The 18,676-nt window shown below is 68.0% G+C and carries 19 protein-coding genes and 1 pseudogene; 7 read left to right on the forward strand and 13 right to left on the reverse strand.

Annotated features, from left to right (window positions below; translation table 11 throughout):
* Positions 1-4: 4 nt before the first annotated feature.
* Together IPI67_05955 and IPI67_05960 are read right to left on the reverse strand one after the other, a co-directional pair.
* Positions 5-1,207 (reverse strand): hypothetical protein, encoded by a 1,203-nt coding sequence (locus tag IPI67_05955; GenBank protein ID MBK7579738.1) that lies wholly within the window; start codon positions 1,205-1,207, stop codon positions 5-7.
* Between the two features lie 43 nt (positions 1,208-1,250).
* Positions 1,251-1,625 carry a hypothetical protein gene (locus tag IPI67_05960; GenBank protein MBK7579739.1) on the reverse strand — a complete coding sequence of 125 codons (375 nt, stop codon included), beginning with the start codon at positions 1,623-1,625 and terminating at the stop codon, positions 1,251-1,253.
* A gap of 160 nt (positions 1,626-1,785) precedes the next feature.
* Between IPI67_05960 and IPI67_05965 the strand changes: the two genes are divergently transcribed.
* The 3 genes from IPI67_05965 to IPI67_05975 are packed head-to-tail and all read left to right on the forward strand — an operon-like array spanning position 1,786 to position 4,768.
* The gene (locus tag IPI67_05965; protein ID MBK7579740.1) at positions 1,786-2,421 is read left to right on the forward strand and encodes a sigma-70 family RNA polymerase sigma factor; all 636 of its coding nucleotides are present in this window, start codon (positions 1,786-1,788) and stop codon (positions 2,419-2,421) included.
* Positions 2,421-3,764 carry a serine/threonine protein kinase gene (locus tag IPI67_05970; GenBank protein MBK7579741.1) on the forward strand — a complete coding sequence of 448 codons (1,344 nt, stop codon included), beginning with the start codon at positions 2,421-2,423 and terminating at the stop codon, positions 3,762-3,764. The genes IPI67_05965 and IPI67_05970 overlap by 1 nt, the downstream gene beginning before the upstream one ends.
* Positions 3,764-4,768: a hypothetical protein gene (locus tag IPI67_05975; protein ID MBK7579742.1), complete on the forward strand. Its 1,005-nt coding sequence runs from the start codon at positions 3,764-3,766 to the stop codon at positions 4,766-4,768. The genes IPI67_05970 and IPI67_05975 overlap by 1 nt, the downstream gene beginning before the upstream one ends.
* Positions 4,769-4,834: 66 nt before the next feature.
* On the opposite strand, the gene IPI67_05980 is transcribed toward IPI67_05975, so the two are convergent.
* Positions 4,835-6,040 carry an NnrS family protein gene (locus tag IPI67_05980; protein ID MBK7579743.1) on the reverse strand — a complete coding sequence of 402 codons (1,206 nt, stop codon included), beginning with the start codon at positions 6,038-6,040 and terminating at the stop codon, positions 4,835-4,837.
* A gap of 108 nt (positions 6,041-6,148) precedes the next feature.
* On the opposite strand from IPI67_05980, the gene IPI67_05985 reads away from it, so the two are divergent.
* A complete protein-coding gene (locus IPI67_05985; protein MBK7579744.1) occupies positions 6,149-6,781 on the forward strand; it encodes an autotransporter domain-containing protein in 633 nt (210 codons plus the stop codon).
* Here IPI67_05985 and IPI67_05990 read toward each other — a convergent pair.
* The 4 genes from IPI67_05990 to IPI67_06005 all read right to left on the reverse strand — a co-directional run bounded on the left by IPI67_05990 (position 6,775) and on the right by IPI67_06005 (position 11,108).
* The gene (locus tag IPI67_05990) at positions 6,775-7,323 is read right to left on the reverse strand and encodes a hypothetical protein (GenBank protein MBK7579745.1); all 549 of its coding nucleotides are present in this window, start codon (positions 7,321-7,323) and stop codon (positions 6,775-6,777) included. The genes IPI67_05985 and IPI67_05990 overlap by 7 nt on opposite strands.
* Before the next feature lie 7 nt (positions 7,324-7,330).
* Positions 7,331-9,220 carry a radical SAM protein gene (locus IPI67_05995; protein MBK7579746.1) on the reverse strand — a complete coding sequence of 630 codons (1,890 nt, stop codon included), beginning with the start codon at positions 9,218-9,220 and terminating at the stop codon, positions 7,331-7,333.
* 42 nt (positions 9,221-9,262) lie between these two features.
* On the reverse strand, positions 9,263-10,183 hold the full coding sequence (locus IPI67_06000; protein MBK7579747.1) for a methyltransferase domain-containing protein: 921 nt from the start codon (positions 10,181-10,183) through the stop codon (positions 9,263-9,265).
* Positions 10,184-10,325: 142 nt separating this feature from the next.
* A complete protein-coding gene (locus tag IPI67_06005) occupies positions 10,326-11,108 on the reverse strand; it encodes a CBS domain-containing protein (protein MBK7579748.1) in 783 nt (260 codons plus the stop codon).
* Positions 11,109-11,189: 81 nt separating this feature from the next.
* On the opposite strand from IPI67_06005, the gene IPI67_06010 reads away from it, so the two are divergent.
* Positions 11,190-12,344, forward strand: a complete 1,155-nt coding sequence (locus tag IPI67_06010; GenBank protein ID MBK7579749.1) for a metallophosphoesterase — start codon at positions 11,190-11,192, stop codon at positions 12,342-12,344.
* Positions 12,345-12,353: 9 nt separating this feature from the next.
* Here IPI67_06010 and IPI67_06015 read toward each other — a convergent pair whose 3' ends face one another.
* From IPI67_06015 to IPI67_06035, 5 genes are all read right to left on the reverse strand, one after another.
* Entirely contained in the window at positions 12,354-12,839 is a 486-nt protein-coding gene (locus IPI67_06015; protein ID MBK7579750.1) for a PaaI family thioesterase, read from the reverse strand.
* A gap of 16 nt (positions 12,840-12,855) precedes the next feature.
* Positions 12,856-13,656 carry an iron export ABC transporter permease subunit FetB gene (gene fetB, locus IPI67_06020; GenBank protein MBK7579751.1) on the reverse strand — a complete coding sequence of 267 codons (801 nt, stop codon included), beginning with the start codon at positions 13,654-13,656 and terminating at the stop codon, positions 12,856-12,858.
* On the reverse strand, positions 13,649-14,359 hold the full coding sequence (locus IPI67_06025; GenBank protein MBK7579752.1) for an ABC transporter ATP-binding protein: 711 nt from the start codon (positions 14,357-14,359) through the stop codon (positions 13,649-13,651). Before IPI67_06025 ends, fetB begins: the two co-directional genes overlap by 8 nt.
* 271 nt (positions 14,360-14,630) lie before the next feature.
* The gene (locus IPI67_06030; GenBank protein ID MBK7579753.1) at positions 14,631-15,239 is read right to left on the reverse strand and encodes a methylated-DNA--[protein]-cysteine S-methyltransferase; all 609 of its coding nucleotides are present in this window, start codon (positions 15,237-15,239) and stop codon (positions 14,631-14,633) included.
* A gap of 32 nt (positions 15,240-15,271) precedes the next feature.
* Entirely contained in the window at positions 15,272-15,568 is a 297-nt protein-coding gene (locus IPI67_06035) for a SelT/SelW/SelH family protein (GenBank protein ID MBK7579754.1), read from the reverse strand.
* Positions 15,569-15,649: 81 nt separating this feature from the next.
* Here IPI67_06035 and IPI67_06040 point away from each other — a divergent pair, with 81 nt between their 5' ends.
* Together IPI67_06040 and IPI67_06045 are read left to right on the forward strand one after the other, a co-directional pair.
* A complete protein-coding gene (locus IPI67_06040) occupies positions 15,650-16,309 on the forward strand; it encodes a hypothetical protein (GenBank protein MBK7579755.1) in 660 nt (219 codons plus the stop codon).
* Between the two features lie 16 nt (positions 16,310-16,325).
* On the forward strand, positions 16,326-16,553 hold the full coding sequence (locus tag IPI67_06045) for a hypothetical protein (GenBank protein ID MBK7579756.1): 228 nt from the start codon (positions 16,326-16,328) through the stop codon (positions 16,551-16,553).
* Positions 16,554-17,834: 1,281 nt separating this feature from the next.
* Here the strand turns inward: IPI67_06045 and IPI67_06050 are convergent.
* Positions 17,835-18,008, reverse strand: a pseudogene (locus IPI67_06050) (calcium-binding protein).
* Positions 18,009-18,676 lie beyond the last annotated feature (668 nt).

The raw sequence follows: 18,676 nt of genomic DNA on the forward strand, positions 1-18,676 counted from the left end.
GCCCTCAGTCGCCGCCGGCGTCCAAGTTCGACGGGAAGCAGATGTCACTGCACTGGGCCAGGAGGCAGTCGAAGAACGCTTGAAACAATTTCTTCCCGACCGGATTGCCGATGGCACAATCCCCCTTGCACTGCTCGCTGCTGCAGCCTTCGCTACAGAGCTGATACTCGATGGCTCGCACGTCTAGTGCGGCGGCAGTGGCTTGCTCGCAGCATTTCTGGTTCCCGCACTCGAGGCAGCTCGGATCGGGGAGCCCAATCCCACAGCGTCGCGCGGGCGGGAACTGGCACTCGCTGTTGCAGTGGTGTGCGCCGCAGTTGATCGCGGCGAAGAACAGCGCCCGAGCGTGGCTCGAGGAACTGGTGATGCAAGCGTCCTGGCAGGCTTGAGAGGCGCCGCAACCATCAGCGCAGTACTGAAGTGCGCTGCAGGCGGGATCCCCGTCGCATGCTTTCGTTGCCGCGCAGCAGTTCTTCACGAAACAATCGGTGCAGACGTCGCCATCTGCGACCTCGATCCCACATTGTGCGCCGTGTGGCGCTCCGCAGACCGACGCGCAGGCCAGACTGGCGCAGGACTGCAGCTCGACCTGATAAGCCCCCGCCCCGGGGTGCCCGATGTAACAAGCGTTCTGGCACCCGAGATCGCCGGGGCCGCAGGCGGCGAGGCAGAGCATGACCTCTCGCGCGGCGGCCACTCCGTAGGCGTCGCGTTCCTCCTTGCAGCAAGCCTGGTCGACACAGGTCGTGCACGCGTTGCTCGGGCCCGGCGGGCGACCGCAGCGTGCCGCGTCCCCGCAAGCGTCGTCACAAGCGCGCACCCGGCATGCCAATGCCGCGGCGGACCGAGCGCGCGAATCGGGATGCTCGGCGCTGCACGTCTGGTAGCAGTTCACGTCGGCGCTCTTGCCGCAGCCGGCCATGCATGTCACGGCGGCGACGCAGTCCGCGTCGGCGTTGCACGCCGAGATCTCGCCGCAGCAGTCGGTGGCAAGGCACGCCCGACAGCCCGGGCTGTCGCTCCCGGCAAAACCCGGCAACGCGCCGCAAGCGAGCGCACTCAAGAGCGACGAATCGGCCGCCGCGTCGGAATTGTCCGATGCGTCGACCTCCGAGACTCGGTCATCGATGCCAGCGATCTGACGGCAGGCGCCGCCCCAGAGGCCGACTACCAACACGAGAGTGCGGAAACGTCGAGCCCCTTTCATTCAGCCGGAGGCTATCACTGCTCCCGTGGGTCGTGCGCCCGTCTCACCGCGCCGCGATCTCCTTCACGCTGCGACGGAACACGGCCCGGTAAAGTCGCGGCTGGCTCGGATCGCCGAAGGACGGGCTCTCGGCCGCGGCGCCGGGGGCCTCCCAGTGATCGAAGCGCCAGCCCGGCTTGGCCTCGGCGACCAGGACGGGCTCGGCCACGCGGTCCCAGCGGAGCTGGCAGCGGGCAATCGCGTCGCACCTCTCCTCGGACGGACCGAGATCCACGGCACCCCCGCCCTCGACCTCGACCCACAGCTGCTGACCGCTGGCAACCATCCGGGTTTCAGGCGCCTGACTCGTCGTCGTGGCGCAACCGGCGGTGACGGCAACGAAAACGGTGACAATCCCCAGGGTCCAGTGCTTCGACATCTGCTTGCTCCGGAGAGACAGGACCCACTGCCGACGGATGTGAACGTAGCTCGGTGCTTTTTTCTCCGAGCCCGTCAAATGCGCGAAAGACAGTTGGTTTTAGGGGTCGCACGGCAGCAAGTTGGCGGCGCAAGCACAAACAAGGAAGATCCGAACTCGCATGGAACCCGCGGGGAGGGCTGCTCTCGACGAGGAAGTGCGAAGGCGCGTTCAAGGTGGAGATCTCCACGGCGCAACCACCGCGGCCCTGGGTGGCTACGGACAGGAGGTGTTCGGCTTCCTGGTCGGCTTGGTCGGTCGACGCGAGGCGGCCGACGAGGTTTTTGCTCGCTTCGCGGAGCAAACGTGGCGCGGCTTGGCAGAGTTCGGCTGGCAGTGCTCCCTTCGCACCTGGCTCTACGGCGTTGCCCGCCACGCCGCGTACAACCACATGCGCGACGAGCGGCGGCGCGCGCGGCGACAGAAACCGCTGCCCGAGGGCTCGCAGCTCTCCGCGATCGTGGCGGAAGCGCGGGAGAAGACCCGCAGCTATTTTGCGACCGATTTCAAAGATCGCTTCGCAAAACTCCGCGAGTCGCTGCCCACCGAAGACCGTGAGCTCTTGGTTTTGCGAGTGGATCGCGGGCTGGAATGGGAAGAGCTCGCGCGTGTGTTGTCCGACGCGAGCGACGATCTGGACGCGGCAACGCTGAAGCGAGAAGCATCGCGACTGCGCAAGCGCTTTCAGTTGCTCAAGAAGAAGCTCCTCGAGCTCGGACGCAAAGAGGGATTGGTCCCAGATCGGTCCGAACGGTAGTGACGCGCGCTTCCGACTCCAGCAGCTCCGCCTCGAGTGGGGAGGGTGAGCCGAGCGAGCCGTCGCTCGCCCAGAGTGGCGAGTCGGTCACTGATACGACTTCGCTCGGCTCTGACGGCTCGCTGGACGGAGAGACCGGGGAAGACTTTCTGCGCGCGCTCGCCCGCGTGCCCAGCACGCCACCCCCGACCGTCGAGCTATTACCGGGCCAAATCGTGGGTGGTTATCGCATCGACGGCAAACTGGGTGAAGGCGGCATGGGCGTGGTCTACGCCGCCATCGATCCCAAGCTGAATCGCTCGGTCGCCCTCAAGGTACTACCTGACAACATCGGCAGCGACCGTCGGGCTCGCTTCCTGCGCGAAGCACGCTCGGCGTCAGCGGTGGACCATCCGAGCATCGCCATGGTGTTCGCCGTGGGCGAGGACGCCGGCTCGATCTTCATCGCCATGGAGCGAGTGTACGGGGTCACGCTCCGCGCCCATCTGATCTCCCACGCCGGCCCGCTCTCCGAGAGTGACGCGCTGCGCATCATCCGCGAAATCGCCAGCGCGCTCTCCAAAGCACACGCCGTCGGGGTCGTGCACCGGGATCTGAAGCCCGAGAACCTGATGCTCACCGAGGACGGTCGCATCAAGATCTTGGATTTCGGCCTGGCCAAGCTGCGAGGGGCCGAAGACTCGACGGGGGAGCGTGAGGTCAGCGAGTTCGCGACGCGCGAGGGACGCATCCTGGGCACGCCGAGCTACATGTCGCCAGAACAGGCGAAAGGTGGCCGAGTGGATGCGCGCAGCGATCTGTTCTCGCTCGGCGTCGTGTTGTACGAGCTCTTGTCCGGCAAGCGTCCGTTCATCGGCTCCACGACCATGGCGCTTCTGATTGCCATCGACCGCGACGACTACGAGCCCCTGGCGAAAGCATGCCCGGGCGCCGACGCGCCCCTCGAAGCCCTGCTCGCACGCTGCTTGGCGAAGCTGCCGGAAGACCGCTTTGCGACTGCCGACGCGCTGGTCGCGGCGATCGACGGGCTGCCGTGGGCCCGTCACCAGGCTCGCCAACGGCGCTGGGCCGCCGCCGGCCTCGCGCTCGCCCTGGTCATTCTTGCCGGGGTGCTCGCGTCGCGACTGGGTTCGGAGCCGAGCACGGCGCGGCCGACCCGGCTCGTCGAATCGGCCGGCGTTCCGGCAGTCGCCCCTGCTCCGACGGGACCCCCCACGACCGCCGCAGTCGAGCCCTCCGCCGCGGCGACCTTTCCCGCCTCCGTAGCGGGAGCGCCGTCGGTGAGCGCGACCAAGCGACGCCCTGTTGTGCCGCGAGCCGATCCGCTATCAGATCAGAAGTGATGAGCGTCAGCAGCGTCGGCAGCGCGTGCGCATACGGCCTGGCGCTGGCGTTGTTGGTCAGCAGCGCCCACGCCGACCCGACGCCAAGCGATCGCGCTCTGGCGACTCAGCTCTTCAAGCAGGGGCGCGCCCTCATGCAGCAGAAGAAACACGCCGAGGCGTGCCCGAAGCTGGAGGAGAGCCAGCGCCTGGATCCCGGGGGTGGGACGCTGCTGAATCTCGCGCTGTGTCACGAGGCGGTGGGGCGCACGGCCACCGCTTGGTCGGAGCTGAGCGAGGCAGTGAGTGTCGCGCGCCGCGACCGACGGCCGGACCGAGAGAGGATCGCCAGCGAGCACATGAAGGCTCTCGAGCCGCGCCTGTCGCTGCTCACGATCGCAGTAAATACGGCTGTCGCGCCCAAAGGGCTCGCAATCCTACGCGACGGAACGGAGGTCGCGCCGGTGGCGTGGGGCACACCCATGCCCGTCGATCCGGGCAGTCACCTGCTCGAAGTCAGCGCGCCGGGCTTCGTCACCTGGACGACCACGGTGGAGATCGGGCCCGACGCGGACAAACGAACGCTCGCGGTTCCCGCCCTCGCTGCGCTGACTCCGCCCACGCCAGAGCCACCGGCCGCACCGCCAACGACGATCCCAATCCAACCGCCCGCGCCTGCCCCGCTTCCGACTCCGCCGCCGTCGCCCCAGCGCGACCCCGCGCCGGCACCGTCCCTCGTCCCCGCCTACGTCGCCATCGGCGTCGGCGTCGTGGGCATCGGGCTCGGTTCGTATTTCGGGCTGCGCGCACTCTCCAAACGCAGCGACAGCGACGCCGCCTGCCAACCTCGCTGCACCGACAGAGCGGTGAGCCTCAACGACGACGCCAGAACCGCCGCCGACCTATCGACGATCTCATTTGCGGTTGGCGCGGTTGGGCTTGGGCTCGGGATGTACTTGTGGCTCGACGCACCGCCACGCGACCCGACAAAATCCGGCATGGTGACGCTGCGCAGTCGCTGGTGAACGGGCTGTCCGCGCCGCGCGCGATTGGCGCCACGCTGATCCATCACGCTTCCCGCCGGGTCCCGCTCATCCCGGGCGACCGTCCACCCGCGGTGCGGTGAGGACGCGCGCGTAGACCAAGACGAAGATCAGGAACGCCAGCGCAAACAGCACGCCACCGGTGAGCATGCTGTGCCGATAGGCCGTGCTGCCGGCCATGGGTCCGAAGACACGAATCAGCGCCGAGAGGGTGACCGCGCCGAAGGCGAAGGCCATGATCGGCTTCGGCGCCAACATGCGCCCGGTGTGGCCGAGCGAGACCCGCGCCATCATGCCGAGCGTGAGTGAGCCGATGGCGCCGGCCGTGAGCGCGTGAAGCGACGCGCTGAGCGTGACGGCGGGCGTCAGGAGCGTGGCTCCTCGCAAGAGCAGCCCCAGGCCGATGAAGGCGTTGCCGGAGTGCAAGATCCAGAGCAGCGGCTGTCTGAACGTGTGCCGGGTTCCCCAGAAGGCGGTCCGCGCGAGCACCAGCACACCGCTCATCGCGGCCCAAGGAGCGACGATGCGCTCATCGACACCCGCGAGATCGATCACCGCGAGAATCACCACACCCGCGGCGGCCGCTCGATCGAGCTTGGGCAGGCTCTTGATGGTCTGAACGTCGGTCGCGTTCTTGGTGAACATGGGCACGATGCGCGCGGTCATCACCACCATCATCAGCGTGATGGCGTAGGTCGCGAGCCAGGCCCCCCGGCGGGAATATCCCGGCAGCACCCCGAGCGCGTCGAGGTGCATGGCGAGGTTTGCCAGAAAGAGCGCCGACAGCATGCCGACGAACTGGTAGTTCCGGGTGTTCGCGCTGTGGAAGATGGGGCGCGCGCAGGCCACTGCGAGCGCCGGCAAGAACGCGAGGTCAACGACGGCGGGCAGCGGGCGCGGGAGTCGATCGGACAGCAGCACCGCGACGCGCCCGAGCAGCCAGAGCAGTGCCAGCACGCCGAGCGGGGCGCCGACCACCGTCTCGCGAGACGTCCAGTTGCTGATCGCAGTCAGCAAGAATCCCGCGATGGTCGCCAGCGCGAACCCGAACAGCATCTCGTGTGCGTGCCAGAACGTTCCCCCCAGGTACTCGTTGGGCGCGAGCACTCCGTTCAACACGAGCAGCCAGATCGGCAAAAAAAGCGCCCCGTACAACCCAGCCAAAAGGAAGAACGGACGGAACCCCTTCGACAAGAGCGCCCACTTCACGCCGGCCTCGGCGACCGGCTTGTCGTGGAGCAGGGAGCGTTGCACGGGCCTCCATCTAGCGCCGCCGACGCCCCGCGCCAACCCCGAACCAAGACGACGTTCGACCGGGCGTGCCGCTTGCGACATTGGCCACTTCGACCTATGTCACGGAGCATGCGCACAACGTGGAGCATCGCCCTCGTGGTCCTCTCGCTGAGCGGCACGGCCGGTGCACACGGCGCGACCGTGTACGAGGTGTACATCCACGACGGGTTCTACGCGCGACTGGGCGCAGGTCCCGGCTACGTGCTCGGCAAGAGCGAGCCCGACCAGGGTACCGGCAAGCAGGACATCGGGGGCTTCGCGCTCTCGACCGAGCTCGCGTTCGGCGGCACAATCTCGCCGGGCCTCGTGATCGGGGGCGGCAGTTACTCGATGGTGGTACCGGGCCCGACGTATTCGTCCGACGCGGGCCCCGATGTGGATGTCGGAACCCACCACGTCTCAGGCTTCGGGCCTTTCGTGGACTACTACGTCGATCCCCGCCGCGGCCTACACTTCCAAGCAGCGCTGCTCTTGAGTGGCGTCTACATCCAGAAGAAGGACCAGCAAGAGTCGGCTTCGGGTTTTGGATTCGGCGCCATGGCAGGCGCGGGTTACGAGCTCTGGGTGGGCCACGAATGGAGCATCGGACCGCTCTTGCGCGTCACGTTGTACAACAATGCCATCGAGGGCAGCGACAGCGGTGGAAAGGCGACCCTGCGCCTGTTCGTTCCGTCGCTGCTCTTCGGCGCGACGTATCACTGAGCTAGGGAAGCGTAGCGTCGCAAGCGCACCACCCAGAGCGGGGCTAGAAGCGCCGGCAGCGCCAGAAGATCACCCGCGTCACGAGCCAGCGCAACGCGATGGACCCCGGGCAAGCTCCGCCCGCGCAACACCTCCAGCAGTGCAACGAACGGCCACTGCACGAGACCCAGTCCCACGCGGAAGACCTCAGCACCGAGGGGGCTCAGCTTGATCCAGGCGAACGCCACACCGGTTACGACGACGGCGCCCACGGCCAGCCAGCGTCGCGCCCGCTCGCCCGGGGGGCGAGCACCCAGCGCGAGCTCGCACGCCGCGTAGAGCACCAGCGGAAAACACACCAGACCCGCGACGTCCGAGAGTTTGCCCGTGACGAAACCAGGGAACCGCGCCTTGAACACGTGGTCGTTCAGCAGCAGGAGGGCGAGGGAAACGAGCGTGAGCGGGTGCAGCAACACCTCACCCGGTACCGGTACAGCGTCCGCGGCTGCTCGGCGCGCGTCCGCCCGCACATCGGCGGCGGGAGTCACCGGCAGCCACCGCACGACGAGCTCACGTTGCGCTCTCCACCAACCTGAGGTGGGTTCGACCATCGGGCGAGGCCTGTTTGTCGAGGACGATGCTCAGGGGCTCGGTCGACAGCGGCAGGTGCTGGTTCTTGGCGTAGACCGGATGTTTGCCGTGTTTGCGCGACCACTCCGCGACGCTGGCTGTGCGATACATCTTCTCGACCACCTGCCGCCAACCGACGCCGGTGTTGTAGGCGCAGAACGAGATCTCACCGAGCTGGGTACCGTAAGGGATGATGCACATCTCGGTCCGCCGAAAATCGTAGTTGAAGAGATCTTGGAAGTGCATGCCTGCGACGAACAAGAAACGCCAGTCGAACTCCCGCGCGTCGCCCTCGCTGGCACCCACGCGATCCCCGCGCGCGCCCATTTGTGAGAGCACCTGCCGGATCAGCGTCGAGAGCGTGAAGCCGGGCGGCGCCTTCTCGGGCCGGAAGTTCCGCAAGAGCGCCACACCAACCTCCGCGAGCGTGGCCTTCTTGCCCTGGCCGGCGTCGGCGATCACGACCAGGTCCCGGAGCAACTGCGGCAGGTCCACGAGCTCCGCCACCGGCACCATCTGTTTGGTGCGTTTGTTGACGAGCAGTACCGTGCCGATCCCGCAATCCGGGTGGCAGCCACACTTGAGCGAACCAAACTCCGCGTCCGCGCCCAGCATCTGGTCCAGAATGTCGCTGAAGGGGTTCATGGCCGAGAGCGGGAACCAATCTCTGAGCGGCTCCGTGATGCCAAGTTGAGCTCGCAGGCCGTGGGCCAGGTGACTCAGGGTGTAACGCTGCTTCTTACGGGTCTCGTCGTCGACGTCCTCGTCCCGCCCCGTGAAGCTGACTGGCTGGAACGAGACGACGGTGACCTTGTCGGCGTTGTCGATGGCGAACTTCACGATGCGCCCGACCTCTTGGTCGTTCACTCCGCCCACGATGGTGACCACCAGCACGACGTCGATGCCCGCCGCAGCCAGGTTCTCGATGGCGCGCAGCTTCACGTCGTAGAGATTGCCGATCTTGCGGTGGGCGTTCTGCTCGTTGCCGATGCCATCGAACTGGAGGTACGCCAGCCGCAAGCCGTTCGCCTTGGCTTGCCGGCAGAACTCCGGTTCCTGCGCGAAACGGATGCCGTTGGTCGCGCACTGCACGCAGAAATATCCAACATCCCGCGCGTAGCGGACCGAGTCGAGGAACGCCGGGTGCAACGTCGGCTCGCCACCGGAGAACTGCACGCTCATCTGCCGCCGGGGTTTCACACTCAGAGCGTCGTCCAGGATGCGTTTCACGTCCGCGAGCTCCAGCTCGTGCACGTAGCCGACCTGGTTCGCGTCCATGAAACATGGCTCACACATCATGTTGCAGCGATTGGTCAGATCGACGGTCAGCACCGAGCCGCGCCCGTACTTGATGCTCGAGCTGCCGTGGTCGCGCAGGCTGCTCTTGGGTGCGAGGAAATCGCGACCGGGGAACAGGCCCTCGATGCGCGACAGGAACTGGACGTCGACGCTGAGCACCTCCTCGAAGGCGCCGTGTTTGGGGCATTCCTTCAGCATCAGGACGCGCCCGTGGCGCACCACGATGTCTGCCGGGATCTCACCGGGATGCTGGTGCAGCACATCGATGGGTTTTTGGCCGGCGAGCACGGCGGCCCGCACTTCCTTGACGCAGGTCGGACACAGCGAGTCGGTGCGCCGGGGAAAGCCGAGCTCCGGGAACGAGCGGTCGTTGCCGCGGATGAGCGGCGCTGGGGCCCAGGCCGGCTGTTTCGGGGCGCCCTTCGCCCAGGCGTTGTACGCCTCGATGGCGGGCCAGAGGGTGGTCGCAGCCGAGCTGACCCAGGTCGTCGCGCGACGGCCGACCGCGGGCAGGAGAGTACTGAAGTGCATGGGTCGCGGGAGCGTATCAGACGTCGGCGCCGGCCCGCGCGTTCAGCCGGGCTTCCGCCCCGAGATCAGGTAACCCATCGTGCCGCCGGCCTGGTGCTCCTTGCCCGCACGGATCGCCGCGGCGACCTCGCGGAAGCCGTCGAGACCAATCTGCCACAGCCGCTCGAACTCCAGCTCGCTTCCGCCACCTGCCAGGAAAAACCGCCGCGTCTCCTCGCGCCCCCAGCACCAGAAGTCGCGCGCCTCCCAGTCGAGGATTTGGTTCCGCAGTACCTCCTGGGCGCGGCCCGCGTAGGGCGGGAACAAGGGTGACGGCCGGTCGTTCATGTGCACCTCGATCTCGGTCAGACCGAGCTCGGCGGCGTAACCAGGGATCAGCTCGCCGATCGAGTCGTTGCCCTCGCCAAGCTTCTCCTTGCCCCGCGTCGCGGTGAGGTAGAGCCGCACGAGATCGAGGAGCTGCTCGATGGGGGCGGAGAAGTGTGTGCTGCCGAGCACCAACGTGTTCGCCATGTTGTTGGGTTCCGCCAAGAGCAACAAACCTCCCGGCCTCACGACGCGCAGCATCTCTCGGAGCACTGCCTTTGGCTCCGGCACGTGAATGAGCAACGTCTGGCAAGTGACGAAATCGAACACGTCGTCGTGGAACGGGATCTTCTCGGCCGCGCCCAGGCGGTAGCTGGTGCGCTCGGCTGCGCCGCTCGCGGCGGCGCGCGCGCTCGCTTCCTTCACCCAGCGCGGCTCGCGATCGATGCCAAACAGGCGCGCCTCGGCGGGCAGGTGCGGGAGCAGCACTCCGCTCCAGTGGCCAACACCCGAGCCGACATCGAGCACCGTGCGCACGGTGTCGAGGCGCAGGCGCTTGGCCATCAGCGCGACGTAGTCGGCGTTCCACCAGAAATCTCGCTGCTCACCGAAGAACTCGGCGGAGTGCGGCTTGGCGGTGGGATCGGTCGTGGACATTCGAGCTTCGAGCGCCTGAAGACGGGCGCGGAAACATCGGCGTGTTGTCCGCTGCACGCAAGCGCACGACCGAGGAAAGGCCCGAGAGCGTCGCAGAGAACGGAAAAAATACTGGGCGGGCCGCGCGAAGTCGAGTCGCGGTTCAAGCTCGAGCGGCGGCCCGGGCGAAGTCGAGGCCCGCGACGATCCCGAGCAGCCGGTTGTTCTCCATCACGAGAAGGTGCCGGGCACGGGTCGCCGCGGCTTGCGCTGCAGCATGATGCAGCGCGGTCCGCGCGTTGACCGTGATGAAGCGCGCGCTCATGACACCCTCCACGGGCGCGTCGCCCGCGTGTGCGCTGCTCTCGAGCGCTTCACGCTGGGTGAAGACACCGACCGGGACCTCGTCGGGACCCGAGACGACCACCAGCCCGGTGACCCCTGCCGCGCGCAAGCTCAGGCTGGCCTCCGCTAGCGGCGTCGCCACGTCCAGCGTCCCCACCGGCGAGGTCATCAGCTCGGCCACATGCGCCTTGGCCCTCGACTCGACCAGCGCGCGCATCACCTCCAACGTTCCCACCACCCCGAAAACGTTGCGCGCCTTGCGCACAAAAAGTCGATGCACGCGCTGCTCCACCATTCCCCTTGCAGCGGTGCGCACGCTCTCCGCCGGGTCGACACAAAATGCCGGCCCGTGCATCAACGCGCGAACTTCTTGCGCCGACAACACCAGCGCGTACGCCCCGGTTTCGCTGCGCTCGAAGCGACCCGCTTTCAGTAGATCGGTCCTCGAGATCACACCCGCGAGCGGCTCAGCGCCGTCGAACACGCCGAGACACGAGACATTGTGAGTCGCCAGGCGGTGACGAACCGTTTCGAGATCGGTCTCGGCCGCGACGCTGAAGACGGGAGTCCGCATGTAGTGGCTGACGGGGCGGTCGAGCATGCGCTCCATTCAAGCCAGAAACATGCCAGGTCCGCCGCGCCACTGCGGCTGAACCGCAGCCTGCTAGACTTCGCGCCCCGCATGTCTCGTGCCTTCGACCAACCGCTTTGTATCGTGGGCGACGTGCACCTCGCCGCGCGCTCGCGCGAGGCGGTTGGAGCGGCCCTCGCTGAGCTGATCCGCCGGCATCCGGAGCACGAGGTGATCCTGAACGGCGACAGCTTCGACCTCTCGACCGATCCGCCGGAGACACCTGCCTCGGACAGCGTGAGCCGGCTCATGTCCACACACGCCGGCGTCACCGAAGCCATCCGGCACCACCTCGCGCGCGGTGCTCGGCTGACGTTCGTCGTCGGCAATCACGACGCAGCGCTGGCATCAGCGCCCGTGCAAGCGGCACTGCGGAGCGCCGTCGGGACAGACACAGCTCGGCTCGATTTCGCTCCCTGGTTGCTGCGCCGAGGTGGTGTGCACGTCGAACACGGCCACCTCTACGATCCGGACAACGCACCGACCCATCCGCTCGCGCCGTGGACCCTGGAGACGGAGCCGCTCGGCATCGCGCTGATGCGGCGCTTCGTCGCGCCGAGCGCCATGTGGGAGTTCGCCCACGGCGAGGAGACGACTCCCCTCGCCGGCCTGCTCAGGACCTTCCGAACCCAGAAGCTCAGGGCGCCGGGCAAGGTGTTTCGCTACTACCGAACCGCCGCCGCGCTGACGCGCGAGGCTGGACGTCAACCCGGCATCGACGGCGAGCGGACATCCGGCGCAAGGGCCGTGACCGCCTACGCAGCGGAGGTTGGCGTCGCTCCAGATGCCCTGCATGCCCTCGCCACGGCGTCGGCGGTCGCCACTCATCACCGTCGGGGCGCCACGTTCCAGCGCTTGTACCTCGATCGCTCACTGGCCACGGCGTTGCTCGTTGCCGCGCTCGGCGCATCCGCCGTTGGAGGCGGCGCGGGACCTGGCGTTGCCGCTGTCGCAGCCTCGTACCTCGGCTTCTCGGTCTCGCGCGGCACGAACCGCTACCGGGGGCTCTTGGAGACACGCCTGGCCGAGGCTGCAACACGAATTCGCGGGCTCACCGGCGCCGCGCAGGTTGTCCTCGGTCACTCCCACCGCCTGGCGCTGAGCGACGGATACGCCAACCCCGGCTCATTCGCGTATCCGGGCCAGGGCCCGCGGCGCTTCGTGCTCGTCGACCCAGACGGCACGACTCACCTCGGCGAGCTGTGAGCGAGCGCTTCAGGTTGCCTTGGCCTTGCCGAGTTTGTCGACTCCGTAGTCCGCGAGCTCGATGAACAAGCCGTTGGCTTCCGCGTAGGGTGCGCCGGACGCGTCCAGCAAGTGACCTCGGGTGTGTACCTTGCGACCATCGACGTGATCGATCCAGGCCTCGAGCAGCACGTCGCTGCCCAGGGGCAACATGCGGCGAAAGCTGACCTCGATCTTGGCAGCCACGACCCGATGCCCGTTCAGCCAACCGACCTTGCCGATGGCGTCGTCGAGTACGGACGCCATGCTGCCGCCGTGAGCATGACCCGGGGGTCCCTCACACCACGGGCCGAACCACACCCGGCCAACCAGCGCGCCGTCGCGGTCGCGGCGGAAATACGCCGCACGTAGGCGCCCGTCCCCCTCCGCGCCGTGTACGAAAGAACGCCCGGACTTGGCAGTGATCGGTGAGAGGGCGGTCCAGCCTTCTTCTGCGACGACCTCGGGCACTTCCATGGCTGCTCCTTCTACCTCAGCGGCGCACGATGCGCTCGGCGCGGAGTTGGTGCCGTTCGTTGAACAGGCTGCGGACGACCCACAACGTCACACCCATGCAGCCGAGCGAGCTCGAAGCCGCCAGCATGAACATCACGACGATCTGGTACTTGACGGCCTCGAGCGGGCTCGCCCCCTGCAAGATCTGCCCGGTCATCATCCCGGGGAGGGACACGATGCCAACGACGGTCATCGAGTTGAGGATCGGGATCATGCCGCGGCGCGCGGCGTCGGTCAGCGGATCGCGCGCCGCCTCCCACGCCGTTGCGCCGAGCGAGAGCTCCATCTCGATCCGGTCCCGGTGTTCGTCGAGATCCGTGAGCAACGCATCGAGGGAGAGGGAGATGCCCGTGAGTGAGTTCCCGAGCACCATGCCCAGCAGCGGGATCACGTACTGCGCGTGGTACCAGGGATGCACTCCGATGATGGCCCCCGTCACCACGAAGGTGGTCGACAGTCCCGTCAGTACCAGGGTCACGAAGGCACCAACGCGGGCGCCGCCGAAGCTGCGGCTCGAGCGCGCCACCGCGGCGTGACCCGCCGCCGCTGTCATCACACCGAGCACAGCCAGCAGCACCCACGGGTTGTCGATGCGGAACACCCACTCGAGCAGGTAGCCCACCAGCATCAACTGCACGACGGTGCGCACGGCCGCGACACCCAGCTTCGACTCCAGCTTCAGCCGCAGGCTGAGGCTCACCACACCCGCAACGAGCACCAGGAGCGCGGCGATGCCGAGCTCGAAGGGGCCGAGGGGGATCACCCCATGCTCAGGCATCGGGTTGCTCCCCCGCTTCAGGCTCGGCGCCGGCTTCTCCCGCGTCCAGCTCGACCCGAGGCTGGAAGTCTCGGATGTCGAGCTGGCGCGAGGTCCAGCGCGCGACCTGTTCGCGATCGTGGCTGACGATCAATGCCGCCAGGCTGGTGCTCTCGGCGCGGCGGCGGATGAGCGCCTCGACGCGCTCGACGGCCTCGAAATCGAGGGCGCTCGTGGGTTCGTCGAGCAGGATGACCGCCGGGTGCAGCAGCAGCGCGCGCGCGAGCGCCACACGCTGCTGCTCACCGACGGAGAGCGTGCGGGCGCGTTGCGCGAGCAGCTCACCTGCGAGACCCAGGCGACCGAGCAACTCGCCGAGTTCGTTGTCGCCGCAAGGCTTGCCCCCGACGCTCGCGTACGAGAGCGGTCTCAGTAGATTGTCACGCACGCTGCCCTCGAGCATGACCGGGCGCTGGCTCACGTAGGTCACTTGCCGGCGCCAAGCGGGCCACGGCGTCTCTCCGCGCTCGCGCCCTTCGAGTCGGAAGGCACCTGCATCGGCGTCCCGAAGCCCCGCGATGGCACGCAAGAGCTCCGTCTTGCCACTGCCACTCGGTCCGATGAGGCCCACGAGCTCGCCGGCGTCGAGGCTGAGGTTCACACCGGTCAGCAGGCGACGCTGCTCGACCGAGATCGCTACCTGCTCGACGACCAGAAGCGCCACACGCCGTGCGTAGCACGAGCTGGCGACTGGGCGCGCACATCGTGACCTGCACAGCCCCGTGTTAGGGAATAGGGAGCTCCCGGATTTCTCCTTGGCCACCATTCGCAAACGTCCGAAGCGTCCCAGAGCTCGGGGAGAGCGGCGACGACGTCGAAAAGAAGGCCAAGCTCGTGCCCCTGTACGCGGGCAAGATCGCCAAGAACGCCAAGACGACAGCCTACGTCTGCCGAGAGCGAACGTGTCTGCTGCCCACCAATGACCCCAAGCTATTTCAGGCGGAGCTTGCCAAATTCGAGCCGCTCCTGCCGACCCGGCCAGCGCCGTTGCGCTGACGTTCGCTCTTGGTGCTCCAACCTCCGCTCAACTTCCCCAGACCCTCATGCTGGTGCAAGCGGCGTTTCAGCTCGATGCCACCCGAGAACCCGCCGAGCGAGCCGTCGGCCGCGACGACCCGATGGCAGGGCACCAGGATCGGCAGCGGGTTCTTTGCCATCGCGGCGCCGACGGCGCGGGCGGCACCTGGGCTACCGACAACCTGGGCAAGCGCGCCATACGTGGTGAGCTGTCCAAAACGAACGCGCGCCAGGCGTTCGAGCACCCGCCGCTGAAATCCGCTGACCAAACGCCAGTCGAGCGGCACGCCAAACGTCGTGCGCCGGCCGCGGAAGTACTCTCCGAGCTCGGTCGTGGCCCGCAAGCGCGAACGCCTCTCGAGGAGCACGACGCGGCGCAGGTCTCGGCCTAGCCGCGAAGCCAGAGTTGTTGCGCTCGCGGCGCCGAAGTCGACGGCGACGACGCCACGCTCCCCTTCCACCACCGTGAGTGGTCCGACCGGCGAGTCTACGACCGCGTAGCGGAATACCTCTTCACGTCGGGCCATGCCCGAACTTGTCTCCGCGACGGGCAGCGACGTCAATCCTCGGCAGGAGTCTTCGGCTCGCTGTGGCCCAGGTCCATGTCCGGCGCGATGCGGTCGCGAATGAGTTGCTTCAGCTGCTTCGGCTCCGGGAAACCGTCACCTTTGGCGCGGTCCCAGAGCTTCTCGTCGCCCAGGTACACTTCGAAGACCCCTCCGCTGCCGGGCAGGAGAGCCACCTCGCCGAGCTGCTCCCCGAACGTGAAGAGCAGCTCTTCGGCGAGCCAGCTGGCGCGCAGCGTGAAGCGACACTTCGAACAAAAGTGAATCGCGACGCGGGGTGAACGCAGCATGAGCGCGAGCGTAGAGGTGACTCCGGCGGCTTGCCATCCCGGACGGGTGACGATGGCGGGAATTTCTGCAAAACTCCGGGTATGACTAGCTTGAAGTTGAAGATAATCGTCTCGGGTCTCGTCACCCTCACGCTCCCGGCGCTGCTGATGTCCGCCTGCGGTGGCGACAGCTCCTCCGACGACAATGGCGGCAAGGGTGGAGCGACCGGCGGCACCAGCAGCGGTGGCGCCAGCAGCGGCGGCACCAGCAGCGGCGGCACCAGCAGCGGCGGCAGTGCGGGGACCACCGGCGGCGGCAGCGCCGGGACCACCAGCGGTGGCAGCGGTGGCGTTGCGGGTTCGTCGAGCGGTGGCAGTGGTGGCAGCACGGCGGACGCATCCACGGACGCGAACCCCGATGGCTCGACCTACGGGACGACGGAAGTACCAACAGTCGACGGTTGCCTCTCGTGCAGCGCAGCTTCGACCAAACTGAACGACGGCATCGAGGCGGCGCGCAAGGCCAACGCGAGCTGCGGCTCCGCGGGCGACTGCACGCTCACGGGTGCGGGCACCACGTGTGCCGGAGACTGCCAAGTCGCGGTCAGTAAGAGCGGCGAGGCAGCGTTCAAGACAGCGCTGTCGAAGCTGGACGGCGACTACTGCCAGGGCTTCGTGCCGGTCTGCGGGTACTCGACACCCAAGTGCGCCGTGCCCACGCTGGTCTGCACGAACGGACTGTGTGAAGCGAAGTACAACTAGCGCCGGGATCGGGCGGATGAAGCTCGGGCAGACGAAGCTTCGGGCTGCCTTGGTTCTCCTGTTTGGACTGGGCGCGACGGCTTGCCCGGATGGGGCAAAGGGCTCGAGCCAGAGGCCGGCGAGCACGTGCAAACAGCGGGGTGAGCAATGCCAGCTGCCCGGCGGTGTGCTCGGCGTGTGCAACGACGGCGCGTGCCCCGCGGGCCGCGAGCCGCCGTGCCTCGCGTGTACACCGCAGCACTGAGCGCCGCGGCGAGCCCCACCAACGCAAACGCCCCGGTACCGATTGCTCGGCCCCGGGGCGAATGCAGGGTTCAGTGCGTGAGCCGGCTCAGCGCACGTAGACTTCCATTGCCTCGTTGCCAGCGGGCGGGTTGCCGCCAGCGTTAAAGACCCATTTGGAGGCGTTGCCCACCACGTGCAACCCAGTCGCGTTACCGCATGCATGGTAGATGCTCGGGTAGGTCGCGGTCGGCGTGCACGTGTAGGACAAGAGCCCATTCGTCGCGAACGGACCGGTGTAGTCCGCCAAGCTCCAGGTCCCGAGGGCCGACGTGCGCTCGATCGTGAGGAGCGTGCGCAGGTTCTTGATCGGCAGTGAGTCAGCCGTCGTGGTGAACGAGCGCGCCAGGTCGTCCGTGGTGCGGACGTGGATCTGGCTCGACACGCCCGACGCAGCGAGGGCCTGCATGGTCGCGGCCGGCATGTACGTGGTCGAACCGCGGGTGACGATACCGGCGGTGAGCCCTGAGGGCCCGCCTGCGCCGGCGGTGGTCGACTCGATCATCGTCCAGCCGCCTCCCGCGTTCCGCTGATCACACCAGGCGAGGAACGGGGCAATCGCGCCGGCTCCATCCGGGTCGATGGTGTACTGGCCGGTGATGCCGAGGGCGCTCATGTTGGAGACCGAGTCGCTGTTCACGTACGCACCACACGACTTCGCCACGGCAGGACCCGCGTCGTTGGTCGAGCAAATGACCGAGCCCTGGATGCCGGCGGTGGCGTTGGCGTCGTTCCACGTGCCGAACGTGCCACATGTGCCCGTGCGGTAGAGCGCGTTGGCGGTGCTGTTGTCACCGTTGGGCTCGAAGCCACCGCAGACCGTCGCGGGTGCGTCACCGTTCGTGTTCCGGCTGTCGTTGATGTAGAAACTGCAGGGCTGGCCCTGACACATGCCGGTCCAGTTCTCCAGGCCGCTTGCGCCGTTCGTCTTCGGGAAGACGTTGACCAGGTTCGGCGGCACGCCGCCGTTCCAGGCCATGATGGCCAGCGCGTGGGCGCGCGTGCGGGGCACGATGACTTCCAGGCCCCGCGCTGCACAGAAGTTGCGGTACACCGACTGGGGAGTGGTGAGCGACGCATCCGTGAACTTGACCATCGTGTAGCCGGCACCACCGTCACTGGTCATGTCGCAATACACGGAGAGCTCGGGAAGCGGTCCCGCAGCGCCGTCCGGGTCGATCGAGGTGTTGCCGTCGCCGATGCTCGGCACGGCCGCTTTCAGCGCCGCGCAGGACTTGTACGCGGTGCAGGTCTTGCCATCGCCGAAGAAGGCCGGCTTGCAGGTGCAGGTGTACGAACCCGCCGTGTTCGTGCAGTCCGCCTTGGGGCTACAGTTGTTGGTCGCGGCCGAGGCGCACTCGTCGACGTCGGCGCAGGTCGTGCCGTTGCCCGAGTAGCCGGCCTTGCACGTGCAGATCGCGTTGCCCGAGGTGTCGTCACACGTGGCGTTCGCATCACACGTCGTCTGCGCGCAGGTCGTCCCGCCGCCGCCGCCGGTGCCGCCCGTTGCGCCGCCGGTGCCGCCCGTTGCACCGCCGGTGCCGCCCGTTGCGCCGCCGGTGCCGCCCGTTGCGCCGCCGGTGCCGCCCGTTGCGCCGCCGGTGCCGCCCGTTGCGCCGCCGGTGCCGCCCGTTGCGCCGCCGGTGCCGCCCGTTGCGCCGCCGGTGCCGCCCGTTGCGCCGCCGGTGCCGCCCGTTGCGCCGCCGGTGCCGCCCGTTGCGCCGCCGGTGCCGCCCGTTGCGCCGCCGGTGCCGCCCGTTGCGCCGCCGGTGCCGCCCGTTGCGCCGCCGGTGCCACCCGTCGCGCCGCCGGTGCCACCCGTTGCGCCGCCGGTTCCGCCCGTCGCGCCGCCCGAGCCAGCCGCGCCGCCCGAGCCGGCCGCGCCGCCCGTCCCACCCGTCGCGCCGCCCGAGCCGGCCGCGCCGCCCGAGCCGGCCACGCCGCCCGAACCCGCCACGCCGCCCGAACCCGCCACGCCGCCGGCTCCGCCGGTCGTGCCACCGGTTCCGCCGGCCGCCCCGCCGGTCCCGCCGACGCCGGTTCCACCTGTGCCCTTGCCACCGGTTCCACCGGTGCTCTTGCCAC

Source organism: Myxococcales bacterium (assembly GCA_016706225.1).
Classification (GTDB): Bacteria; Myxococcota_A; Polyangia; order Polyangiales; family Polyangiaceae; genus JADJKB01.